This is a genomic window from Pandoraea aquatica (assembly GCF_902459565.1).
GTDB lineage: Bacteria > Pseudomonadota > Gammaproteobacteria > Burkholderiales > Burkholderiaceae > Pandoraea > Pandoraea aquatica.
The window spans coordinates 232,279-256,893 of the sequence record NZ_CABPSN010000001.1 but is presented as its reverse complement, the minus strand read 5'-3'; the positions used below and the strand labels follow the sequence as shown (position 1 = coordinate 256,893).

The window sequence follows — 24,615 nt, the reverse complement described above, 5'->3', positions numbered from 1 at the left end:
AATGGAAAAGAGTCGCGATCATATCACCGGTCGAAGCGCTTTAAACCACCTGTGTCTGACTGCCGATCCATTGAAAAATTATATATCTCCCCATCTCAAATATGAATTTGGCATCGGATTTTTGTGCCCCTAGGATCATCTCCAATAAATGGAGACAAGCACGAGATGGAATGCCAGGAGAAAAAGGGGTACTGCACGCTTTGCCGTTCTCGCTGTGGAACCGTCAATACCGTAAAGGGGGACATGCTCGTCAAGGTGCGCCCCGACAATACGCATCCCACTGGCAATGCGATGTGCATGAAGGGGAAAGCCGCCCCCGAGTTAGTACATAGCCCGCATCGGCTCCTGCATCCGGTTCGTCGCACCCATCCCAAAGGGGCCGCCGATCCCGGCTGGAAGCGAATTAGCTGGGATGAGGCGCTGAGCGAAATCGCAACGAAACTCGCGAAGTTTAAAAGCGAAGGAGGGGCCGAATCTGTTGTCTTCGGAGTCACGACACCCAGTGGTACGCCGATGAGCGACAGCATCGATTGGGTCGAGCGCTTTGTCTGGACCTACGGCAGCCCCAACATTTGCTATGCCACCGAGATCTGCAATTGGCATAAAGACTTCGCGCACATGTTCACGTTTGGCTGCGCAATGCCGACGGCGGACTACGCGAACGCCGACATCATCGTCTTGTGGGGAACGAACCCGTCCAATACGTGGCTTGCTCAGGCGGACGCGATAGGGAAGGGGCGTAAGCGCGGCGCGAAGCTCATTGTCGTCGATCCCCGCCCAACCGCGCTCGCGAAAGAGGCGGACGTCTGGATGCGCGTCCGCCCCGGCACCGACGGTGCACTGGCGATGGGCATCGCGCACGAAATGATCCGTTCGGGGAATGTCGACGAAGCGTTCATCCGGCAATGGACAAACGGCCCACTGCTGGTGCGGAAAGACTCCGGCAAGTTCCTTCGCGAGCGCGACTTCGATGCCGATGCACGTCAAAACCGACACGCGATCTGGAATACCAGGCGCGAACGTGTAGAACTCGTTGGCGCAGTGGTTGATTTTGGTACCGACGACTACGCCGTCGCTGGGACCTATTCGATTCGCGTTCAGGACGCTAAAGGTCAGCCCACGACCATCGATTGCGTCCCGTCCTTCGAGCTATACACGAATGCCGTCGACCCGTATTGCGCAGCGCATGTTGAATCCATTACCGGCGTGCGGGCCGAAGATGTCGTTGCAGTAGCGAAAATGCTGGCACCTGGCTTGCGCATCGCTTACCACGCATGGTCAGGTGTCGCCCAGCACACCAATGCGACACAGACCGAGCGAGCGATAGCGACGCTGTACGCATTGACGGGCGCGTTCGACACCTCAGGGTCAAATCGGCAATTCGCGCAACAACCGATCAATCCGGTGAGTTCGTATGCGTTGCTCGCTCCCGACCAACGTGCCAAGGCGCTGGGTCTTGCCGATCGACCGATAGGCCCCGCGGCACAAGGCTGGGTGACTGCACGGGATGTCTATCAGGCGATTACGCAGGCACGACCGTACAAGGTGAGCGCGCTTATCGCGTTCGGCACGAATATGGTGACGTCACAGGCCGATGCCGGTGACGCCCACGAAGCCCTCTGTTCGCTGGATTTCCATGTGCATTGCGACCTCTTTGAGACGCCGAGTTCGCGCTATGCCGACATATTGCTACCGGTCAACACACCATGGGAGCGTGAAGGACTTCGTATTGGCTTTGAAATCAATGAAAAGGCCGTGGAGCTGGTGCAGCTGCGTCAGCGCATGGTGTCCCCGCGAGGGGAAAGTCGTGCTGACTACGACATCGTTTTTGATCTGGCTGTACGTCTGGGCATGGGTGAACAGTTCTTCGGCGGCAGCATTGAGGCGGGCTGGAATCACATGCTGTCGCCGCTGGGACTCGATGTCGCCACCCTGCGAAAGCACCCCGAGGGCATCTATAAGCCCATCGTCCAGAAAGAACGGAATTACACATCGCAAACCCCAGAGGGGTTTAAGGGCTTTCAAACCGAAACGGCACGCGTCGAGCTTTACTCGGAGAAACTACTACGCAACGGCTATCCCGCGCTTCCTGAATACGTGCCGCCACAGCACGGGAATGACTGCGCGGACGATCATGGCGAGTATCCGCACATTCTGACGTCGATGAAGAACGGATACTACTGCCACAGCCAGCATCGGAGCCTCGCCAGCCTGCGCAAACGGGCACCGTATCCGATGGTCGAAGTGAGTGCAGAACTCGCGCGAGAAAAGGGAATAAAGGAAGACGACTGGGTGGTGCTGCGCACGACCGCCGGCGTCTCCCGCTTCCGTGCTCGTGTTGTCGCCGACCAGGCCAAGGACGTCATCATTGCCGAATACGGCTGGTGGCAATCCTGCGACGAGATCGGCCGGGATGCGCTGCCGGTGAGCGGGACGCGCAACAGCAATTTCAGCAATCTCGTTTCCGGCCGTGCGCTCGATCCGATCAGTGGTTCCTCGCCACTTCGTTGTATTCCCTGCGACATCACGCTCGACAAATCCATCGACCCTGCGCGGCGAGTCTGGCAAGGCGTTCGCGACTTTGTGGTTGTCTCCGTCGTCGAAGAAGCCGCGGGCGTGCGGACGGTGACGTTCGCGGCCGCCAATCGCGGGCCATTGCCGGACTTTTTACCCGGACAACACCTGAGTGTTCGCGTACCGTCGCTGGGCGATAGCGGGGCGACCCGCGCTTACTCGCTGGTCGGCCCGTCCATCGTGAACGATCGCCGCACATACAGCATTTCGGTGCGCCACCAGCGTGGCACGACGTCAAATGGCGCGACGTTCGAGGGGCTGATGTCTAGCTACATTCATCGATCGCTCGATGTCGGGCACACCGTCGCGCTAGGTGCACCGAGCGGGACTTTTACGTTGCCGAAGTCGTCCAGGCAACCCGTGGTGATGTTCGCCGGCGGCATCGGGATCACACCCTTCATGTCATATCTCGAATCGGTCAGGGGCCTGCCCAACGCACCGGAGATGGTGCTCTTCTACGCGAATCTGAACAGCGCAACACACGCTTTCCGAGATCGAATTTCTGAGCTTTCACGAGAGCTCCCCACATTGCGTGTGGTGAATTGCTACAACCGTCCAGAAAACGAGCGGTTCGGTCTCGACTACGAGATGAACGGGTATTTGACCGCGAATGTCGTCGACGACGAACTGATAAATCGACGCGCGAGATTCTACTTCTGCGGCCCGGAGCCAATGATGGACGCCATTTCAGCGGGCTTGATCGAGCGCGGGGTGCCTCCGTTCGATATTTTCAAAGAAGTGTTCCGATCGCCGTCCACACCTCGAATGGACGCGTCCCAGCGGTTTCTTGTCAAGTTCACTTCCTCGAATTTAAAGGCCGAGTGGACAGCGGATAAAGGCAGTCTGCTTTCTTTTGCAGAAGGCCTGGGTATTCCGATGCCGAGTGGCTGTCGCGTCGGTCAATGCGAAAGCTGTGCCGTTCGAGTGGTCGCGGGCAAAGTCGCCCACATGTCGGGGCACGGGCCCGACGAGCCAAACATGTGTTTCGCGTGCCAGGCGATCCCGGCTAGCGAAATTGAAATTGAAGCGTGAATTGAGACTTCATTTTTTTTAAATGGGTGAGGAGAGGGGACAATGAAACAACTATCTCAAACCGGACTTGCAAACGAGCAGGCCGCAGGCGGCATGTTGGAAAACATTGCGGCAGGCATGACGCGATGGTCGGAAAAGTGGTTTCCGGATGCTTATATCTTTGCGGCGATTGCCGTCATTGTTGTCGCAGCCGGAGCCCTATCCATTGGGGCACCGGTTCAAAGCGTCGGAAGAGCGTTCGGAGACGGCTTCTGGACACTGATCCCGTTCACGCTGCAAATGGCTATCGGTGCGATTTCAGGATATGTCGTGGCGGTATCTCCGCCGGCAGCAAAAATCATGACTCGGATCGCTCGACTACCGTCAGGCCCTCGTTCCGCAGTCGCCTTTGTCGCTTTCATCAGCATATCGACGTCGCTATTCAACTGGGCGATCAGCCTAATTTTCAGCGGGTTGCTGGTTCGTGTCCTCGCGCGTCGGACAGACATTCGCATGGACTACCGGGCGGCAGGGGCCGCGGCCTACCTGGGGTTGGGCGCAACGTGGGCGCTGGGACTCAGCTCGTCCGCAGCGCAATTGCAGGCTAATCCCGAGAGCCTTCCGAAAGCTTTGCTGGCCATCACGGGTGTGATCCCTTTCGCCGAAACTATTTTTCTGCCGCAGTCACTGTTAGTTGTTGTGGTACTGACCGTTGTTTCCGTGGCGATCGCGTTCTTCTCAGCACCGACGGGCGAGCGCGCCCGAACTGCGGCGGATCTGGGCGTTGACGTTGCTGACGACGACCTTGACCTGAAGGCACCGACGCGTCCGGGAGATTGGCTGGAATACAGTCCGTTGATCACTGTCCTCGTGGTGATGCTCGGCGCAATCTGGATCTGGTACGAGTTCTCGACAAAGAACCCCGTCCTCGCCATCTCCAATCTCAATACCTACAATTTCGTGTTTCTGATGCTCGGGATGCTGCTCAACTGGCGTCCCCGCCGGTTCCTGAATGCCGTGGCCAAGTCGGTTCCATCGACGGCCGGGGTGCTGATCCAATTCCCGCTTTATGGGGGCATCGCTTTCATCCTGACGAAAGCCGCTGCACCGACGGGTGTCGCGCTGTCGGAGCATATCGCACAGTTTTTCGTGGCGATCTCGTCGCACTCGTCATTTCCGGCAGTCATGGGAATCCATTCGGCCGTATTGGGTTTCTTCGTTCCCTCGGGCGGGGGCAAATGGATCATTGAGGCACCGTACGTCATCGAAGCCGCCAAAACCCTCCATGTCCACCTGGGTTGGGCGGTCACCGTCTACAACGCCGCGGAAGCCTTGCCGAACTTGATTAACCCGTTCTGGATGCTGCCCCTGCTGGGTGTGCTCGGGTTACGCGCCCGGGATATCGTGGGCTTCACCTTCACCCAGTTGATCGTCCACTTCCCAGTGGTGATCTTCATGCTGTGGGCGTTGGCGTCTACGCTCGACTACCACCCTCCGGTGATGCCGTGATTCACCTCCGTCCGAGCGCATCCCGAGATACGGGTAAACGTCGATTCTGAAACAGTTGACGGCACTCAGCGTCATCCGTAAAGTCATTCCATCAGCATACTGATGAGTTTTAGGAGAAAGGCCATGCCGCTGCAGTTTGTAGCGAATCTCACTGATCTGGTCGAGGATGAACCGCTCCCAGTGACGTTAGGCGAAGAGAAGATCGCCTTGTACTTGCTCGATGGAAGCGTGTACGCGACGCAAAACGTTTGCACCCATCAATATGCGTTGCTCAGCGACGGCTATATGGAAGACGGCTGCATCGAGTGTCCGTTGCATCAGGGGCGGTTCGATATTCGGACCGGGGCGGCCATGTGCTCGCCCGTGACCCAGCCGATTCGTGTGTTTCCGGTTCAGGTGGATGGCAACGCCATCCTGGTCGACATCTGACGGGCGGAAGACGCGATGGAACACACCTATCTAATCATTGGAGGCGGTCAGGCCGGCGGTCGCGCGGCCGAGACGCTTCGTAATCAAGGCGTGACCGGCCGGGTCGTGATCGTCGGCGACGAATCGTGCCCGCCCTACGAACGTCCGCCGCTGTCCAAGGAGGTGCTGACTGCACCGAGCGACGAGACTTGTTTCAACGGCTGGCTGCACGAAGCGGTGTTTTATCAGCACGCCGCTATTGAACAACTGGAGGATCGGGTCACGCGTCTGGACACGGTCCTGCAGATTGCCTATCTGGCCAGCGGTGCGCAGATTCATTACGACAAGTGCCTCATCGCCACCGGCGGCCGTGCACGTGCGCTGTCCGACATTGCACAAGGCGAACGGGTGTTGTCGCTCCGAACACTGTCGGATGCTCTGCGTTTGCGCAAGATGCTCAAACGCTCGCGCTCCGTTGCAGTCATCGGCGGGGGCTTTCTGGGGCTTGAATTTGCCGCAAGCGCCCGCGCACGAGGTCTTGATGTCACCGTGTTCGAGATGGCACCGAGGTTGCTCGGCAAGGCCATGCCGGCCGCGTTCTCGCAACGCCTTGCGGCCAAGCATCTGGCGTTCGGTGTGAAGTTGAAGCTCGAGACCGGCCCGATTTCGGTAGTACAGCGCGACGACGGCATCACGGTGAACGCGGGTACCCATACGGAAACGTTCGACTTCTGTGTGCTTGCCGTGGGCCAGACACCCAACGACGATGTTGCGCGTGCCTCGGGAATCGAGGTGAACAACGGCATCGTCGTCGACGAGTGCTGCCGGACGTCCGCGCCGAACGTGTTTGCCGCCGGCGATTGCGCGAATTTTCCCTTTGGACCAGGCGACGGACGAATTCGTCTCGAATCGTGGCAGAACGCACAGGATCAAGCGATTGCCGCCGCCAGGAGCATGCTCGGCGACACATCGGCATACCGGCCCACCCCACGGTTCTGGACCGACCAGTACGACTGGAACGTCCAGATGATCGGGTTGCACGACGAGACCGTGGATCAATGGGTGATGCGTGAAACCCATGCCGACAAGCTGGTCCTCATCGGGCTAAGAAATGGCGTGATCGTGTACGCGCTTGCCGTGAATCAGGGCGGCGAAATTCGTGCACTGCAACGCCTCATCGAACAATCCATTCCCATCGACCCCGACCGGCTCGCCGATATGAGCCTGAAGCTTCGCCAGCTCGAACGGTCAATGGTCTGATTTATCCGGAGATATCTGTGTACGCCTGCGAAACCGTGATCAGCGGCCCGACGCCGCCGATCAAGAATCAACCTATCGAAAACCTGACCTGGCCGGAAGAGGGGCTGCACGCCATTCCTGACTGGGTCTACACGAGCGAATCGGTGTATGCCCGCGAAGTCGACCGAATCTTCCATGGCCGCACGTGGAACTTCGTGGCGCTTGAGGCCGAAGTTCCGAACACCGGCGATTACAAGCGCTCGTACGTAGGCCCGACGCCGGTGGTCGTATCGCGCGCAGAGGACGGCTCGATCCATGTCTTCGAGAATCGATGCGCGCATCGCGGTGCCGAATTCTGCCGACATAGTCGCGGCAACAACACGGAATTCGTTTGCCCCTATCACCAGTGGTCATACGATCTGAAGGGCAATCTGCAAGGCGTGCCCTTTCGTCGGGGTGTAAACAAGCTCGGCGGGATGCCGAAAGACTTCCGTGCCGAAGATCACGGCCTGCGCAAGCTCGCGGTCGCCACGCGTAACGGCGTGGTCTTCGCGTCGTTCGTCCACGACATGGAGCCGCTGGCGGAGTACCTTACGCCGGAGATTCTTCGGGATTTCGATGCCGTATTCAACGGCAAAAAGCTGCGCATTCTCGGCTTCTACAAGAACGAGTTGCCGTGCAACTGGAAGATGTACCACGAGAATCTCAAGGACCCGTACCACGCGACCCTTCTGCACTCGTTCCTGGTCGTTTTCGGCTTGCTCGTGGCAGGCAACCGCTCGGCGATGATCGCCGACAGCAAATACGGCATTCACGGCACGATGGCGTCGGCGAAGAGCGATTCGCTTTACGCGAGCGTCGATGAAGACAAGAAAAAGGAGATGCGCTCGTTCCATGAAGGGATGATGCTGCGCGACGAGCGCTTCCTGGAATTCGTCAAGGAGTTCGATTCGGAGTGGTCGGTCACGATGCAGACGATCTGGCCGAATCTGATCGTGCAACGCGAAATGAATACGCTGGGCATCCGGCACATCGTGCCTAACGGCCCGAACAGCATGATCATGCTGTGGACCATGTTCGGCTACGAAGACGATTCCGAGGACATGGTGCGTCACCGCCTGCGTCAGGGCAACCTGATGGGACCGTCGGGTTTCCTCGGGCTGGAGGACAACGAAGCGATGAAGTTCGTCCAGGAGGGCGTGCGCCGGTCGGTGACGGACCGTAGCGTCATCAAGCTCGACGCGGACAAGATCGGCACAGCGGACAACCTCATTTCCGAAGCGGCCATCCGGTCAATGTACAAACACTATCGCGAAGTCATGGGGTTCTGAATGCTACTGCCAGGTTTCGAAAAGAAGCACGTCGCGCACGACGCAGCCCTGATCGCTCGCGCTGCCGTTGAGGATTTTCACGCGGAATACTGCGCTGTCGTCGACGGCGGAGACATCGAGCGTTGGCCGGAGTTCTTTACGGAGAATTGCATTTACCGCGTGACGGAACTGGAGAACGCCACCTGTGGTTTGCCCGTGGGCCTCGTGTATGCGGAAGGCAGAGACATGCTGCACGACCGGGCGGTGGCGATTTCCCGCACGCAAATGTTCGCACCACGCAGCATGCTGCACTTCGTCTCGAACGTTCGCATTCTGAGCGCGGATGACGAGGAGATCGTCGCGCAAAGCAACTATATGTTGCTTCAGACCCTCGTCGAGGGTGCGACGACGCTGCATCAGGCGGGTCGCCTTTTTGATCGCTTCGCGCGTAATGGCAATATCTTGCTGCTCAAGGAGCGCCAGGCCGTCTACGACACCGCGATGATCGCCAACGATCTCGCATACCCGGTATGACCCGGAGCGCGATGCACAGGAAGTTCATGAGAGAGAAGACGCAATGAGCCACACAGACCACTACGAATCGCCAGTCGAGAACGGCGGCGTTGGCGCGCGTGTCCGTCGGCGTGAGGATGAGCGGCATCTTCATGGGAAAGGGCGTTTTGTCGCGGACTACGTTTTCCCCGACCTTCAGGAAGTGGCGTTTCTGCGCAGCCCCGTTGCCCATGCGCGCATTTCGCATATCGGCAAGCCGCAGCAGTATGAGCGCCAGGTGATCGTGCGTGGCGATATGACGAGCGCCACCGATATCGTGGCGGATTCCAGTCTGCCTACCTACAAGTCGTCGTCGCATCCGCCGCTGGCTTCGGAAAAGGTCCGCTTCGTCGGCGAGCCGGTCGCGATGTGCTTCGCCCCGACGCGCGCCGAGGCGGAGGATATCGCGGAGGAAGTGGCGCTCGATCTGGAGGAACTCCCGGCATTCGCCAACGCGTTCACAGCGCGTGATCGAACCGACGTCCGGGTCCACGACCACTGGGACAACAATCTGTTTCTGGATCTGACGGCCGACGTCGACTTTGCCGCCCATGCCGAAGGCGCGCCGGTCGTCGTCAAGCAGAAGGTCGATCTGGCGCGTCAATGCATGGTGCCGATGGAAGGTAAGGCTGTTCTCGCCTATTGGGACCACCCTCATTCGCAGCTTGTCGTGATTACGTCGACGCAAGTGCCGCACATGATTCGCACGGTGCTCGCGCAGTGTCTGGGCATCGACCACGCGCAGGTGCGTGTGATCTCCCCCGACGTGGGCGGTGCGTTCGGCTACAAGTGTGTCTTGCAGCAGGAAGAGCTGTGCATCGCATGGCTTGCGTTAACGTACAAGAAACCCTTTCGCTTCATCGAAGACCGTCGCGAACACCTGATTGCGGGTGCCAATACCCGCCAGCATCACTACGAACTGACGGCGTACGCCGACACGACAGGTCGGCTATTGGCGCTCGACGCGCAGCTCCTGATCGACGGCGGTGCCTATTCCGCCTGGCCGTTCACGATTGGCCTCGAAACCGGACAGGCACTCGGCAATCTTCCGGGGCCGTATGACTTCCGAGGGTATCGCTGCCAAACGCAGTGTGCCGCGACCAACAAACCGGGGTTCCTGCCGTATCGTGGCGTGGCGCGCACGGGCGTGTGCTTCGCTATCGAGCTGACGATGGACGCGATTGCCCGTGCCGTCGGCCGCGAGGCGTGGGAAGTTCGCTACGACAACCTCGTGCGCGGGCAGGACATGCCCTATACCAACGTCGTGAAGAAGCACTACGACAGCGGCGATTTCCAGGAGAGCCTGAAGCGCGCCGTCGATCAACTGGATGTGGCGCAATGGCGCGAGCGCCAGAAGCAGGGGGAAAAGGACGGCCGGCTGGTCGGCATTGGCTTTGCAACCTTCACCGAGCAATCGGCGCACGGCACGGCCGTGTTCGCGTCGTGGGGTTTGCCCATCGTGCCCGGATACGATCTGGCCACGGTGCGCGTGACGGCCGACGGCGGGCTCGAAGTGCGTGCCGGTATCCACTCGCACGGTCAAGGCATGGAGACGACGCTGGCGCAAATTGCCAATGAGATCCTCGGCGTGCCCGTCGCCAAGATCAAGGTCGTTCACGGCGATACGGCGCTCACGCCGTTCTCGACCGGCACCTATGCATCGCGCAGCATCGTGATGGCCGGTGGTGCAGTCGCCGCAACGTGCCGGGAACTGGTGCCGCGCATCGTCAAAATCGGCGCTCATCTCTTGCAGGAAGATGAAAGCGCCGTACGCTTCGAGCACGGAGAAGTGGTCGGTGCAAAGGGACGAATCCCGCTGACGGACGTTGCGATGGCCTGGTACCTGCGCCCGGAGCGTCTGCCCAAAGGCGTCGATCTTGCGGGACTGGAAGCGACTCAGGGATTCAAACCGAAGGTGGATACCGGAGCGTTCAGCTACGCCACCCACGCGGCGGCCGTCGCCGTCGATACCGAAACCGGTCATGTGGAGATTCTCGACTACGTCATCGTGGAAGACTGCGGCCGGATGATCAATCCGATGGTCGTGGAAGGTCAAACCATCGGTGGCACGGCACAAGGGATTGGTACCGCGCTGTTCGAGGAGACGCTGTACGACGAGAACGCGCAGCCGCTGACGTCCACGCTGGCCGACTACATGCTGCCCGGCCCGACCGAGTTGCCTCGTCTGAAAATTATTCACATGGAAACGCCGTCGCCGTACACGGAGTTCGGCGCGAAAGGCGTGGGGGAGGGCGGTGCCATTGCGCCACCTGCGGCACTATTCAATGCGGTCAACGATGCATTGCGTCCGTTGGGTGCCACCGTGTCGGAAACGCCATTGACGCCGAGACGTCTGCTGTCCGCCATCGAAGCCGCGAAAGCCCAAAAGGGCGTGCCGGCCAAACAGGCCTTGCAACACGAGGAGGTCGAATGAAAGCGGCCCGCTTTGACTATGTGAGGAAAGCAAATCTGTCGGAGGCACTGGCCGAGCTGCAGGCAGACGGCGGTACCAAGCCGATTTCGGGCAGTCAGTCGATGGGGCCCATGCTCAATCTGCGTCTTGCGAGACCCGCAAGAATCATCGACCTGTCTCGTCTGGACGAACTGCGCGGTGTGGTGGAGACGAACGATGCGATTCGCGTCGGGGCTGCCGTCACGCATGCCGAAATCGAAGACGGCAAGTTTCCGCTGCTCAGGCACGCGTATCTTCAGTATGTCGCGGGCGGAATCGCTTACCGGGCGATCCGCAACCGTGGAACGATTGGGGGAAGTCTCGCGCATGCCGATCCCGCTGCCGACTGGCCACTCGCATTGTCCGCGCTCGATGCCCGGCTGGAATTGTCCCGTGCCGGCGCAACCCGTATCGTCCGGGCTGCCGATTTCATGCAGGGGGCTTTCACTACGCTGCTGGATGACGGGGAGATCGTGACCGCCGTGCTGTTGCCTAAGCTGTCGGCCTCGATGCATTGGGGATATCACAAGCTCTGTCGGAAAACCGGCGAGTTTGCGCACGCGAGTGCCGCGGCCGTGTTCGACGCGCCAAGCGGTCTGGCGCGCGTCGTTCTGGGGGCGTTGGACGGTCCCCCCGTCGCATTGAACGAGTTAGCCGCCAGCATCGCGCAAAAAGGCCCCAGCGCTGCGACGCAACAGGCGCTCGAATCTGCCGTTGCCGGTGCCATGCCCAATGCCGATGGTATCGACAGAAAGATGCATACCGCAGCGCTCAATCGCTGCCTGGCGCAAGCCCTCGGCAATTAGCAAGATCCATAGAATAGCGAACCCCCATGTCAGTCATCGAACTCACCATCAACGATCGTGCCGTACGCACAGAGGTCGAGCCTCGCGTGCATCTGGGCGATTTTCTGCGCGAGACCCAGCACCTGACCGGCACGCACCTGGGCTGCGAGCACGGCGTGTGCGGTGCATGCACCGTGCTCGTCGACGATATGCCCGTTCGGTCGTGCATCACGTTTGCGCTGGCTTGCGAGCAACAGCAAGTACGCACGATCGAAGGTTTCGACAACGACGAGCTGATGCGCCGCATCCGCCACTCGTTCTCGATTCATCACGGCCTTCAATGTGGTTATTGCACGCCCGGCATGCTGATCACCGCACGGGACATCATTCTTCGCTTTCCCGATGCGGACGAGGCGCGCATTCGTCTGGAACTCTCTGGCAATCTTTGCCGCTGCACTGGATACATGGGCATTGTGGCGTCGATCCAGGCCGTCCTGCAGGACCTGCGAGACAACCCGATTGCGGCGCGTGATGTGGCGCCCGAGACCCGGCGAGAACAGGTCGTGTCGACGCCGGCGGCTTTCCAGACGTTCACTGCCAATGCGGCCAACGCGGGCGATGCAGTGACGCCTGCCGCAACGGTCGCCGTCGCGGCGGCGCGCAACGAACCGGCCACGGAAACCCAACGCAAGGGCTGGACGGCCATCGACGACAGCTTCGTCGTGCCGTTCCCGCTCGAGAAGGTGTGGGCATTCATGGGCGACCTGCCATCAGTGACGGCTTGTTTGCCGGGTGCGGAGCTCATCGATCACGACGGCGAATCGGTCAAGGGCAAGATCGCCATCAAATTCGGGCCGATGTCCGCCAACTTCGCCGGCGCTGCTCGACTGGATCGCGACGATACCGCCCATCGGGCCGTCATGCGCGGTGCCGGGCAGGACAACATCAGCCGTTCGCGCGCCAATGGCGACGTCACCTACACGCTCACACCGGAAGGCGGCGGCACCCAGACGCGCGTCGCCGTCACGCTGGAGTACATGCTTCAGGGCCCCTTGGCACAGTTCTCGCGCTCGGGACTGGTCAAGGATTTCGTCCGCCGGATGATCGCCGACTTCGGTGCACGTATTACCGCGCAGCTCGGCGGCAATGCAGCCCCCGAAGCCGCCACGGACCAGACGAAGTTCAACGTGGGAAGTCTCGTGTGGAGTGTGATCTGGGGACGTATCCGCCGTCTGTTCGGCAAGGCTGACTGATTAGCGGATAGGGCGATAGCGATACGGCTATCGCCGACACATTATCAGTACACTGATTAAATGGAGCTGTACATGAACGACCGAATTCGCAAGATCGCGCTCGAAGAGCATTTCACAACGCCGGGATTCCCGAACTATTCGAAGGCATTCACGCAGCATATTGCGCCCGAAGTCCTGCGCGATCTTGGCGCGCGGCTCGCCGATTTCGATGGGTTGCGCCTCCAGGAAATGGATCGCGCCGGCATCGACTACACGATCCTGTCGCAAACCGGACCGAGCGTGCAGGGTGAGACCGACGCCGGGCAGGCCACATCGCTCGCACAGATGAGTAACGATTTTCTGGCGGAGCAGATCGGACGTCATCCGACGCGGTTCGGCGGCTTCGCCACGCTGCCGATGCACGACGCCAAAGTCGCTGCACGCGAGCTGACACGCACCGTGAATACGCTGGGGTTCAAAGGCGCGCTGGTCAACGGTCACACGCACGGCAGGTATTACGACGACCGTGCCTACGACGACTTCTGGGCCACGCTGCAGGACCTGGACGTCCCGCTGTACTTGCATCCGACGGATGCCTTTGCCCACCCGCGCGTACTGGAAGGCCATCCCGAACTTCTCGGCGCAACGTGGGGGTGGGGTGTGGAGACGGCGAGTCACGCGCTGCGGTTGCTGTTCGGTGGTGTCTTCGACCGTTTCCCGGGCGTCAAGCTGATTCTGGGCCATATGGGCGAGGGCATTCCGTTCCTGCGGTGGCGATTCGACAGCCGGTTCGCCGTCTACTCGCATGGCGTCGAACTGAAGCAGGCGCCGTCCGCCTACATCGGCACGAACATCGTCATTACCACTTCCGGCGTGTGTTCTTCAGCTGCGCTGGCGGGTGCCATTGGCGAGATGGGGCCGCAAGCCGTGCTGTTTTCGGTGGACTACCCCTACGAATCCACCGAAATCGCCGCCCGGTTCATCGAAGAAGCGCCGCTCGACGAAGACGTGCGCAAGCTCGTTTGCCACGGTAACGCCGAGCGTCTCTTTCGCCTGTAATCCAACACCTGCCTCGTCATCTACTTTCGCTCCCGGAGCCGCCCCATGAAAAATTTCCGCATTGGCCAGATTGTGCCGAGTTCCAACACCACGATGGAGACAGAGATCCCGGCAATGTTGCTTGCCCGGCAGAACATCCGACCTGAGCGTTTCACGTTTCACTCCAGTCGCATGCGCATGAAGAAGGTCGTCAAAGAAGAACTGGCCGCCATGGACGCCGAGTCCGACCGCTGCGCCGTGGAGCTATCCGACGCGCGCGTGGATGTGCTGGGCTACGCGTGCCTCGTCGCCATCATGGCCATGGGGCACGGCTACCACCGTGTGTCTCAGAAGCGCCTTGCCGAGCACACCGCCGAGAACGGCGGCGCAGCCCCGGTGATCACCAGCGCCGGTGCACTGGTCGATGCCCTCAAGGTGATCGGCGCGAAACGTATCGTCGTCGTGGCGCCTTACATGAAGCCGCTGACGGAACTGGTCGTGGATTACATCCGCAACGAAGGCTACGAGGTCATCGACTATCGCGCCCTCGAGATCCCCGACAACCTCGACGTCGGTCGCCACGATCCCAGCCGTCTGCCTGACATCGTCAAGACGCTGCGCTACCAGGAGGCAGATGCCATCGTGCTGTCCGCGTGCGTTCAGATGCCGTCGCTGCCCGCGGTCGCCAAGGTCGAAGCGATGACCGGCAAGCCCGTGATCACGGCAGCAATCGCCACGACTTACGCGATGCTGAAGACGCTGGATCTGGAGCCTGTCGTCCCCGGTGCCGGCGCGCTGCTGTCCGGGGCTTATTGAGCGGGCTCATTGACTGTTCCTACTGAGCGGGCTGATTGAAGGATGGAAGCACTGGAGCAACAGATGAGTCAACGATCCACATTTCTCTACGGCGGCAACGTCCACGCAAACGGCATACGCCAGCACTACCTTCGCTACGGTGGTAACGATGGTGCGCGCGCGACTCGCGATCCGGTGATTATCGTGCCGGGGATCACGAGTCCCGCCATCACCTGGGGCTTCGTCGGCGAAACGTTCGGCAAGGCGTTCGATACCTACGTCCTCGATGTTCGCGGGCGCGGCCTGTCGTCGGCATCCGAAACGCTCGACTACAGTCTCGACGCTCAGGCTGCCGACCTCGTCGCCTTCGCCGCCGGCCTTGGTCTCAAGCGGTACAGCGTGGTGGGGCATTCCATGGGGGCACGCATCGGCGTTCGCGCCGCCGCCGATAGACCCGAGGGGCTTGCCCGTCTGGTCGCCGTCGATCCGCCGGTCTCGGGCCCTGGGCGTCGCGCCTATCCGTCAAAGCTGCCCTGGTACGTCGATTCCATGGCGTTGGCAAGGCACGGTATGGACGCGCAAGCGATGCGCGAATTCTGCCCGACCTGGACCGAGGCCCAATTGCAGTTGCGGGCGGAATGGCTCCACACGTGCGACGAACGCGCCATTCGCGAGAGCTTTGACGGCTTTCATACCGACGACATTCACGTGAACCTGCCGTCTCTGGCGATTCCCCTGATGTTGATGACCGCCGCGCGAGGCGACGTCGTCCTGGATGCCGATGTCGAGGAGATCCAGGGACTAGCGCCTCAGGTCGTGCATGTCAGGGTGGCCGACGCCGGGCACATGATCCCGTGGGACAACGAGCCGGGCTTTTATCAGGCATTCGGCAGTTTTCTCGGTGCGCCGCTGCCAACGATCTGAACAACGGTCTGAACGAAATTCGAGGGAGGGCATCATGCCCGTAAGTGATTTTCAAATGGTGGACGCCTGGACGCGTGTCCTGAAGCTGTCTCGCCTTGAGGCAGGCCAAACCGTCACGATTCTGACGAGCGCCAATACCCATGCGCAGACCTTGTCGACGGCACTCATCGCGACGCAAGCGCTCGGTGCCGTCGTCAACCGGCTCGACCTCCCGCCTGTCAACGGCGAGAAGGCACTGAGTCGCGACCCGTTGGCTTACCTGGGCACGACCCCGCTCACCGGCAATCGAGCGGCGATTGCCGCGTTGAAGGAAAGCGATCTGGTGCTGGACCTGATGACGTTGCTGTTCTCGCCGGAGCAACTGGACATTCTGAAAGGGGGCACCAAGATTCTGCTGGCCGTGGAGCCGCCCGAAGTCCTGACACGGCTCGTGCCGACGCTGGAAGATCGCGAACGCGTGCTGGCTGCACAGGCCCGAATCGGCAGGGCACGTGAGATGCATATCGTGTCGGCCGCCGGAACCGATTTTCATTGTCCGCTTGGGGAGTTTCACCCGATCGCCGAGTATGGCTTCGTGGACGAGCCGGGACGGTGGGATCACTGGCCGAGCGGCTTTGCGCTCACGTTCCCGAACGACGGTCAGGCGTACGGTCGCATCGTCATCGACCGCGGCGACATTCTGCTGCCGCAAAAGAGCTACGTGAACGACCCTATCGAGCTGACGGTGGAGAACGGTTTCGCCACCCGAATCGAAGGGGGTGTGGATGCGCAACTGCTGTCCGAGTACATGGCGACGTTCAGGGACGACCAGGCGTATGCCATCTCGCACATCGGCTGGGGGCTGCAACCTCGCGCGCACTGGTCGACACTCGGTCTATACGATCGAGAGCAAACCATCGGCATGGACGCGCGGGCGTTCGAGGGCAACTTCCTTTTCTCCCTCGGCCCGAATAACGAAGCCGGCGGAAGCCGCACAACCACCTGTCATATCGATATCCCACTGCGCCATTGTGACGTCTATCTGGACGGTGAGGCCGTGGTTCGCAACGGCTGCGTCGTCAAAGGAAGCCATTGAAATGAGTAACGACCTGGAAACCTATCAACGCCAGAGCTTCGGAAGCCCGTTGCAACCCAAAGCGCCTGTGGGCCTGCTGATCGTGGACTTCGTCAACGGCTTCGCGAACCCTGAAGTATTCGGCGGGGGGAATATTCGGCAGGCCATCGACAACACGGTGCCGCTGCTGGCGTTCGCGCGGGAACGAAAATGGCCCGTAGCCCACACGCGCATTGTGTTTGCCGACGACGGGGCGGATCACAACATCTTTACGGAAAAGGTGCCGGGCATGCTCAAGCTGGTCGAACGCGGGCATGACAGCGCGATCGTGCCGGAGCTTGCACCTGCCGATGGCGAACTGATCGTGAGGAAGACCGTTCCGTCTGCGTTCTTTGGCACGTCGCTTGCCGCCTGGCTGGCGCAACGCGGCGTACAAACACTGGTGGTCGCCGGTGCGGTGACCAGCGGGTGCGTGCGGGCATCGGTCGTGGATGCAATGCAGTACGGATTTCGCCCTTTTGTCCTGAGTGACTGCGTTGGCGACCGTGCCATTGCACCACACGAGGCGAATCTGTTCGACATGGCGCAGAAATATGCCGTCGTATTGCCGCGAGATGCCGCAATGAACCTTCTCGGAGACCTGTCCGCTCGCTAACGTTGTCATGGGTCGCGCCGATGCCCGGGCACGTGACGTTCGCATTCGGCGTGGCTGACAGACGGGCGTAGCCTTGGGGCCAACAATGAATACGATGACATCCCCCGCATCGCGCGCGATTGTGACGCGCCATCAGTTTGTGTTGATCTTCGCGTCGTCATTCGGCGCATTGCTGGAGTGGTACGACTTTTATGTCTACGCGGCGCTGGCCGGGGTCTTCGGTGCGCTGTTCTTCCCGAGCGGAAACGAAACTACGGCCTTCCTCGCCAGTCTTGCCACCTTTGGCGCAGGATTTCTCGTCAGACCGCTCGGCGCGCTGTTCTTCGGCCGACTCGGCGACCGGATCGGGCGGAAGTACACGTTCATGGCCACCATCGTGTTGATGGGGGTGGCGACAATTGGCGTTGGCCTATTGCCGTCCTATGAGCAGATCGGCATGCTTGCGCCGGTACTGCTCGTCAGTCTGCGGTTGTTGCAAGGCTTCGCGCTGGGGGGAGAGACAGGGGGCGCAGCGACCTATCTCGCCGAGCATTCACCGCCGTCCAAACGGGGCTTCTACACGAGCTCGCTTCAAACGACGGCAACCCTTGGACTGCTTTCGTCGATCGCAGTGGTGGGCGTATCGCGCGCGCTCGTAGACGAGGTTGCCTTTCAGTCGTGGGGATGGCGGATACCGTTCCTGGTGTCGACCGTGCTGTTGATCGTGTCGGTCTATCTGCGCACCCGGCTGGCGGAGTCGCCCACGTTTGAACAGATGAAGCACGCAGGCAACCTGTCGAGATCGCCGGTCAGCGAGAGTTTCGGCAATTGGGGAAACCTGAAGTACGTGCTGATCATGCTGTTCAGTACGGCGTCGGGTGTCGGCGTGATTTTCGGCACGGGGCACTTTTACGCCATGTACTTCTTGCAGAACACGCTGAAGGTCGCCCCCAACGCCGTCAATCTGTATCTGGCGATTGCACTCGTCTGCGTGTTCCCGTTCTACGTTCTGTTCGGTTGGTTATCGGATCGCATCGGGCGCAAATGGATCATGATGAGCGCGTGCCTCTTGCTCGCGTTGACCACCCAGCCGATTTTCCGGGCCTTGACCCACTACGCGAATCCACAACTCGAAGCATTCCAGAAAAATACGACCGTCACGATCTACGCCAGCGATTGTCAATTCTCGTTGTTTTCCTCTGCGCGCACCGAGTGCGATCGCGTGAGGGAGTTCCTGTCGGCGTCGGGTGTGTCGTACGTCCAGGCCCACCAGAAAGCCGGTGAACCGGTGAGAACCGTCATTGGCCGCGTAGAAGTGCAGGGGAGTGAGCGACACGCGCTGGAAAGCGCGCTGACGGCAATGGGGTGGACGAAGCACGCCGATCCGGCATCCATCAACGCCCCGATGGTCGTGTTGTTGATGTGGGTGCTTCTGCTCTTTCTGGCGATGGTCTATGGACCGATGGCGGCGTTTATGGTCGAACTGTTCCCTGCGCGCATTCGCTATACGTCGTTGTCGCTCCCGTTCCATCTCGGGTCGGGCTGGTTCGGCGGAATGTTGCCCTTCGTGGTATCCGCCATGTCGGTGGCGGCCGGTAATGTCTATTTCGGGCTGTGGTATCCGATCGCCATTGCCGCGCTATCGTTCGTCGTCGGCGTGCTCTTTGTTCCCGAGACGTTCCGGCGCGACATTACGGTGTGACCTGACGAATAGCACCATCGATAAGGTGTGCAGGGGAGCCGTGGGAGACTGCGGCTCGCCTGCTGCCGTAGTGTCAGTCGAAGTGATTGAGCGAGGTGCGACCGTACTGGTTATTGCCTTCCACCAGTTGCATCATTAACCGGATGAATGTGGCCTGATCCTTTTCCTCCAGCGGCGCGAGAAACTGAACTTGAGCCTCACGCATGCTCGCGTACATGTCTCGCATGATCGCGCGGCCCCGTGCGGTGATGTTGGCGATCTTGACGCGTCCGTCGCTTGCGCTCGGTGTTCGCTTGACCAAACCTCGCTCTTCGAGACGGCGCAGGACATCGGCCATCGTCGTGCGATCGACACCGACCTCCGCGCATAGCGACGTCTGATCGAGATTGGGGTGTTCGCTAAGCGTAGTGAGCAACCCGTATTGAACGGGCGTGATGGAAAAGTCCTTGCAGCTTTCGAAGAAGAGGGCGATGTGAATCTGGTTGAGTCGGCGGATCAGGAATCCTGGACGTTGCCAGAGATGTCCCGTTTCGATAACGCCCTCAGTACTCGTGGTTTCTTTGGCGGCCGTGCTCATTGTGAAATAGTGAATTAGGGGGTTGATAGAGTCTAACCATCTTGCCGAACGGTGTCACATATGGCACGAAATCTGCATGATGCAGCGCGAGCTAGGGACTTTTACTGATCCGGACAAGACACCTATTGCGTTCCTGATTTTGTCACGATAAAAAGCATTCTGTCAGCATACTGACAAATAATTCAGTAACCCTTTTTGGTGGCGTAGCAGGTACGACTGCCGCCATATGCAAACCAGAATGACCCCCATTCTATCAGTGCACTGATTAGATGAGGAGGTCACGCGGAATTTTCAAAAACCGGTAAACCCGCAGAGTTTGGAGCAAACGAATGACCTCTACCCCAGTCCCGATCAAGGCTGTCTCAAGTGGACGTGCAATGTCGATGGGCGATATCAAGACGCTGATGCTGGCGTCGCTTGGTGGCGCTCTGGAGTATTACGACTTCATTGTTGCCGTCTTCTTCACGAAGTTACTTGCGACCGTATTCTTCCCACCGCAAACACCTGAGTGGCTTGCGCAACTGGAGGTGTTCTGTATTTTCGCCGCCGGTTATCTCGTCCGGCCGATTGGCGGCATCTTCTTCGCGCACTTCGGCGACCGGATCGGGCGAAAGAAGATGTTTGCACTCAGCCTGTTTCTGATGGCCGCCCCGACGCTGTTGATCGGTTTGCTGCCGAGTTACGCGATGATCGGACTCGTGGCACCGCTGCTGTTCCTTCTGTGTCGCGTGCTTCAAGGCCTGTCGGTCGGCGGCGAAGTGCCCGGCGCGTGGATTTTCTGCGCCGAACACGTGCGCCGCGATCGCGTGGGCCTCGCCTGCGGGCTGCTGATGTCGGGACTTTGTACGGGCATCTTGCTGGGGGCTCTGAGCGCCAAGTTTCTCATCGGCAACATGGACCCGGAAAGCCTGAAGACGTGGGGCTGGCGTCTTCCGTTCATCGCCGGCGGTGTTTTCGGTCTGATTTCGGTCTACCTGCGTCGTTATCTCCAGGAAACGCCGGTGTTCGAAGCGATGCGCGCCAAACGTGAGGCCGACGCCCGTCTGCCGCTGGCTATCGTGTTGAAACAGCACCGCAAGGCGCTGGTGTTTGGCCTGCTTGCGACGTGGGTGTTCTCGGGCATCTTCGTCGTCTATTTTCTGTACACCCCGACGTATCTGCAAACACAGTTCCATCTGGCACCGAAGGAGGTGTTCGCCAACAACTCGTGGTCGATCTTCGGCCTGATTATCGGTAGCACGTTCGCGGGATGGGCGGCTGACAAGATTGGCGGGGGACGGGCTTATGCGCTGGGCAGTCTTGCGATGCTCGTGGTGACGGCCGCGTTCTACATGTCGCTGGGTTCGACGAGCCAGCTCGTGTGGCCGCTCTATATCGCCGGCGGATTCCTGATCGGCACGATTACCCTCGGGCCCTACATCATCGTCAAGAGTTTCCCGGCTGAGGTTCGCTTTACGGGATTTGCACTGTCGTACAACACCGCGTATGCCGTATTCGGTGGCACGGCACCGGCGATTGCGGCATTTCTCGTCGGAAAGCAGGGGCTGACCATGGCACCCGCCTGGTATATCGCTGCGCTTTGTGTGCTCGGTTTGCTGATCGGGCTGGTCTGGCGTGCGCCTGATCACGAACGGTTAGGCGTGCAGCATTGAACGTCAGGCGCGGAGACGACCATGAATAGCGAAGATATTGAAGTGCTGACGCAATGCGCGGATTGGATCGACGATAGTCGACGCACCTTGCTCGTCACGGTCATCAAGACGTGGGGGTCGTCGCCGCGCCCGGAGGGCGCCATGTTGTGCATTCGTGACGATGGACGCGTAGTCGGTTCGGTCTCCGGGGGATGCATCGAAGACGACCTTATTGACCGCGTCCGGCGTAACGGCATTCATCTCGAATCGCCCGAGATTGTGGAGTACGGCATCAGCGCAGACGAAGCTCACCGCTTCGGGCTGCCCTGCGGCGGGACGATACGGCTCGCCCTCGAACCAGTCTCGAAGCGCAGCCGAATTCGGGAGTTGCTGTGCGCCGTGCTACAACAAAAGCTCGTCGCACGCACGCTGGATATGCACACCGGCAACACGGAGATCTGCGCAGCGCCAGTGAAGGAGGGCGTCCATTTCGACGGCGACACCTTAACAACCGTGCACGGCCCGCGTTATCGCTTGCTCGTCATTGGGGCAGGGCAGCTTTCGCGCTTCTTTTGCCAGATCGCAACCGGTCTCGATTATCAGGTGATCGTGTGCGATCCGCGCGAAGAATATGCCGACAATTGGCACGTCGAGGGCGTGACGCTCACGCGTGAAATGCCCGACGACGTCGTGGTGTCGATGCGCCTGGATAGCCGGGCGGCCGTGATTGCGTTGACACATGATCCGAAGCTGGACGATCTCGCGCTGATGGAAGCGCTACGCACACCGGCGTTTTATATCGGCGCGCTCGGATCACGAAGAAACAACGCAGCGCGACGGCAGCGACTGTTGCAGTTCGACCTGACAACGCATGAAGTCGCACGTCTACGCGGCCCGGCAGGCTTGTACATCGGAAGCAAATCGCCCGCCGAAATTGCAGTGTCGATTCTTGCGGAAATCACGGCAGCAAAGAACGGCGTCTGCTTTTCCGCTGCGATGTCCGTTGAAGATGCCAAGAATGCAGGGGAGCACCGCGATGCCGATTTTCTTTCGTCTTCGTGTGATCTTCAGGCTCCCCCATCAGTGGTTCCGGGAAGTGCCATCGAATGCTGATTACCGCCCGGATCGTTCGCGCCGGGGAGGTACTCGTCGTCTGCCCAGGACTTAGTCCTTGTTACGACGGCATCAGCGATTGAATCTTGCCGACGACGTACTCAACCCATTCGCGGTACTGTCCGGGGCCGGGATGATACTTGTCCCGCGCCATGTCTTGCGGTTTCGCCGCCCACGCCAGCGATACGTAACGGGCTGCGGGATCTCGTTCGATCCAATCGATCAGGAGCCCGTCAAGACGCTTCGCGTAACGGCCGAGGTACCAGCGCAGTGGATGGGGAGCCGCAGGCAGAATGTGCAGCGGCGGCAGCCCGGTCACCACCAGTCCGGCAGCCCCGGTGCGCTTGCGCAGCGTGTCCACCAGCGCAGTGTAATCAGCGAGGAATTGTGACGGTTTGCGTTGCGACGTTACATCGTTCGTCCCCAGCGCCGTCACCAGATAATCGGCGCGCGGCAATTCGCGGTTGGCCAGCATCACCAGGGCTTCACTCGTGTTCATTCCGGATTTCGCCACCAATTGCCACGCCACACGTCGCCCCGTACGGGCGGCTAACAGCTTGGCGACCGGCTGGGCGAGCGCGTCGGCTTGCGCATCGACACCAACCCCGGCAGCGGACGAATCGCCCACCACGAGGATACGCAACGGTTCCCCCGAATGAAGCGGGTCTCCCTCGACACCTTCGCGCGGCCCCGCAGCCTCGGGCAGGCGCAGAGCAGTGCGCCTCAGCCATCGGGCCTGCGCCAGGAGAATCGGACCAAGCGTGATCTTGTACAGGTTCAGCATCAAACAGTGTGGTGAGAAACCGGGACGCCGATCTTAACCGATCTCCCATGCTTTCACGGTGCACACTATGTCGTTGCCGTGGCTTTCTGCTGTCGATTCAGGCACATAGGGAAGATTAGGCAAACATCCATGCACACATCATTTAACATAATGTACATTATGCGAATATTAAATATCGGCAAGGCTGGGGGGATACCTTTAACTTCAGCTCAAGTTTGAGTTGGCGTGGCGTTTCCATCACCCCAACGCCGTCCCTTCGACGACTTCGAGCAGCGTGGCAGCAAAGCGTTGGGCCAGCAAACTGTGCGGCACATGTTCCGCGCGCAACAGATGCGTGGCGAACAGCACATCGGGAGCGAACGGTCGATACTCAAGTCCACGGCCGACGTATGCCTGGGCGACCGAACGGCTTACGATGCTCACGCCCAGTCCGCTGGCCACCATGGCACACACCGTCGCTTCATATGGCGTTTCAAGTTCTTTGTGCCTTAGCTCCACACCGGCCTCACGAAAGCGCTGGTCGATTTTCATGCGAGTGCCGTCCACCAACGACAGTGCGATGAACGGCTCGTACTCGAGATCGGCAGGCGTCACTACATCCACCCCCCTCAACCGATGCCCCACAGGGAACGCGCATACGCCCGCAACCTCGCTAATCTTCGTCGCTTCGATGCCGGAGACATCCCGGCTAACGTACGACGTCACCCCCAAATCGCAAAACTGCGATGCGACCCAATAAGCCACACGCGGCGAATCGTTTGTCAGTAGCGAGACCGCCACCCCCGGATGCGCTTGCCTGAACCGCCGGATCGCTTCAGGCATCTGCGTCAACGCAATGGACGGCACGGCCCCCACGCGCAAACGGCCCGTGCCGGAACGGCGAATCTGTTGCGCCGAGTCCTCCAGACTTTTCAAGCTCACAAACGCGCGCTCGACGTCGCGAAACAGTTCTGCGCCCTCGTCGGTCAGTTGCAAGCGTCCGCTGATCCGCTCGAACAGACGAAAACCGGCGCTCTGCTCCAACTGCCCGATCAATCGGCTGATGTTCGGTTGCGACGTATGCAGCGCCTCCGCAGCGGCCGTCATGGACCCGGTCTGAATCACCGCCCGAAACGCCTCTACCTGCTTGAATTTCATCGACCCCCTCCCCCGGCATGATCGCCTGTCAGCCCCCTATCGACATCCTCATCGTCGACACAGGCCATATCAAAAATGTATAGCACCGTATTTTATTGTGATTTTTAAGAATGCCCACACCCGACTACAGTCATTCGTATCCCGTCCGTGCGCC

General features: G+C 60.1%; 20 protein-coding genes. 17 read left to right on the top strand and 3 right to left on the bottom strand.

What is annotated here, in order from left to right:
- Nucleotides 1-165 precede the first annotated feature (165 nt).
- The 15 genes from PAQ31011_RS00995 (at nt 166) to PAQ31011_RS00925 (ending at nt 19,219) form a co-directional block, all read left to right on the top strand.
- A complete protein-coding gene (locus PAQ31011_RS00995) occupies nt 166-3,606 on the top strand; it encodes a molybdopterin-dependent oxidoreductase (RefSeq protein WP_150574074.1) in 3,441 nt (1,146 codons plus the stop codon).
- 42 nt (nt 3,607-3,648) lie between these two features.
- A complete protein-coding gene (locus tag PAQ31011_RS00990) occupies nt 3,649-5,094 on the top strand; it encodes a short-chain fatty acid transporter (protein WP_150574073.1) in 1,446 nt (481 codons plus the stop codon).
- Nucleotides 5,095-5,217: 123 nt separating this feature from the next.
- Complete coding sequence (locus PAQ31011_RS00985) at nt 5,218-5,523, top strand: non-heme iron oxygenase ferredoxin subunit (protein WP_150574072.1); 306 nt, start codon at nt 5,218-5,220, stop codon at nt 5,521-5,523.
- Between the two features lie 15 nt (nt 5,524-5,538).
- Nucleotides 5,539-6,762, top strand: coding sequence for an NAD(P)/FAD-dependent oxidoreductase (locus PAQ31011_RS00980; RefSeq protein WP_150574071.1), 1,224 nt, complete (start codon nt 5,539-5,541; stop codon nt 6,760-6,762).
- Nucleotides 6,763-6,779: 17 nt separating this feature from the next.
- A complete protein-coding gene (locus tag PAQ31011_RS00975) occupies nt 6,780-8,072 on the top strand; it encodes an aromatic ring-hydroxylating dioxygenase subunit alpha (RefSeq protein ID WP_150574070.1) in 1,293 nt (430 codons plus the stop codon).
- Nucleotides 8,073-8,585 carry an aromatic-ring-hydroxylating dioxygenase subunit beta gene (locus tag PAQ31011_RS00970; protein WP_150574069.1) on the top strand — a complete coding sequence of 171 codons (513 nt, stop codon included), beginning with the start codon at nt 8,073-8,075 and terminating at the stop codon, nt 8,583-8,585.
- Between the two features lie 43 nt (nt 8,586-8,628).
- Complete coding sequence (locus PAQ31011_RS00965; RefSeq protein ID WP_150574068.1) at nt 8,629-11,037, top strand: xanthine dehydrogenase family protein molybdopterin-binding subunit; 2,409 nt, start codon at nt 8,629-8,631, stop codon at nt 11,035-11,037.
- Nucleotides 11,034-11,861 (top strand): FAD binding domain-containing protein, encoded by an 828-nt coding sequence (locus PAQ31011_RS00960; RefSeq protein ID WP_150574067.1) that lies wholly within the window; start codon nt 11,034-11,036, stop codon nt 11,859-11,861. The genes PAQ31011_RS00965 and PAQ31011_RS00960 overlap by 4 nt, the downstream gene beginning before the upstream one ends.
- Before the next feature lie 26 nt (nt 11,862-11,887).
- Nucleotides 11,888-13,093, top strand: coding sequence for a xanthine dehydrogenase family Fe-S subunit (locus tag PAQ31011_RS00955; RefSeq protein WP_150574066.1), 1,206 nt, complete (start codon nt 11,888-11,890; stop codon nt 13,091-13,093).
- A gap of 72 nt (nt 13,094-13,165) precedes the next feature.
- Nucleotides 13,166-14,131: an amidohydrolase family protein gene (locus PAQ31011_RS00950; protein WP_150574065.1), complete on the top strand. Its 966-nt coding sequence runs from the start codon at nt 13,166-13,168 to the stop codon at nt 14,129-14,131.
- A 45-nt stretch (nt 14,132-14,176) separates the two neighbouring features.
- Nucleotides 14,177-14,926, top strand: a complete 750-nt coding sequence (locus tag PAQ31011_RS00945; RefSeq protein WP_150574064.1) for a maleate cis-trans isomerase family protein — start codon at nt 14,177-14,179, stop codon at nt 14,924-14,926.
- Nucleotides 14,927-14,968: 42 nt separating this feature from the next.
- Entirely contained in the window at nt 14,969-15,829 is an 861-nt protein-coding gene (locus PAQ31011_RS00940) for an alpha/beta fold hydrolase (protein WP_281349960.1), read from the top strand.
- 34 nt (nt 15,830-15,863) lie between these two features.
- On the top strand, nt 15,864-16,904 hold the full coding sequence (locus tag PAQ31011_RS00935) for a 2,5-dihydroxypyridine 5,6-dioxygenase NicX family protein (RefSeq protein ID WP_150574063.1): 1,041 nt from the start codon (nt 15,864-15,866) through the stop codon (nt 16,902-16,904).
- 1 nt (nt 16,905) lies between these two features.
- On the top strand, nt 16,906-17,538 hold the full coding sequence (locus PAQ31011_RS00930; RefSeq protein WP_150574062.1) for an N-carbamoylsarcosine amidohydrolase: 633 nt from the start codon (nt 16,906-16,908) through the stop codon (nt 17,536-17,538).
- Nucleotides 17,539-17,632: 94 nt separating this feature from the next.
- Nucleotides 17,633-19,219: an MFS transporter gene (locus tag PAQ31011_RS00925; protein ID WP_425495071.1), complete on the top strand. Its 1,587-nt coding sequence runs from the start codon at nt 17,633-17,635 to the stop codon at nt 19,217-19,219.
- Nucleotides 19,220-19,292: 73 nt separating this feature from the next.
- Here PAQ31011_RS00925 and PAQ31011_RS00920 read toward each other — a convergent pair whose 3' ends face one another.
- On the bottom strand, nt 19,293-19,796 hold the full coding sequence (locus PAQ31011_RS00920; protein WP_150574060.1) for a MarR family winged helix-turn-helix transcriptional regulator: 504 nt from the start codon (nt 19,794-19,796) through the stop codon (nt 19,293-19,295).
- A gap of 329 nt (nt 19,797-20,125) precedes the next feature.
- Between PAQ31011_RS00920 and PAQ31011_RS00915 the strand changes: the two genes are divergently transcribed.
- Both PAQ31011_RS00915 and PAQ31011_RS00910 read left to right on the top strand, forming a co-directional pair.
- Complete coding sequence (locus PAQ31011_RS00915) at nt 20,126-21,448, top strand: MFS transporter (protein WP_246179264.1); 1,323 nt, start codon at nt 20,126-20,128, stop codon at nt 21,446-21,448.
- Between the two features lie 21 nt (nt 21,449-21,469).
- Nucleotides 21,470-22,540 (top strand): XdhC family protein, encoded by a 1,071-nt coding sequence (locus PAQ31011_RS00910; protein WP_150574059.1) that lies wholly within the window; start codon nt 21,470-21,472, stop codon nt 22,538-22,540.
- Nucleotides 22,541-22,601: 61 nt separating this feature from the next.
- On the opposite strand, the gene PAQ31011_RS00905 is transcribed toward PAQ31011_RS00910, so the two are convergent.
- The gene (locus PAQ31011_RS00905) at nt 22,602-23,324 is read right to left on the bottom strand and encodes an SGNH/GDSL hydrolase family protein (protein ID WP_150574058.1); all 723 of its coding nucleotides are present in this window, start codon (nt 23,322-23,324) and stop codon (nt 22,602-22,604) included.
- Between the two features lie 237 nt (nt 23,325-23,561).
- Nucleotides 23,562-24,461, bottom strand: a complete 900-nt coding sequence (locus PAQ31011_RS00900; RefSeq protein ID WP_150574057.1) for a LysR substrate-binding domain-containing protein — start codon at nt 24,459-24,461, stop codon at nt 23,562-23,564.
- Nucleotides 24,462-24,615: the final 154 nt, after the last annotated feature.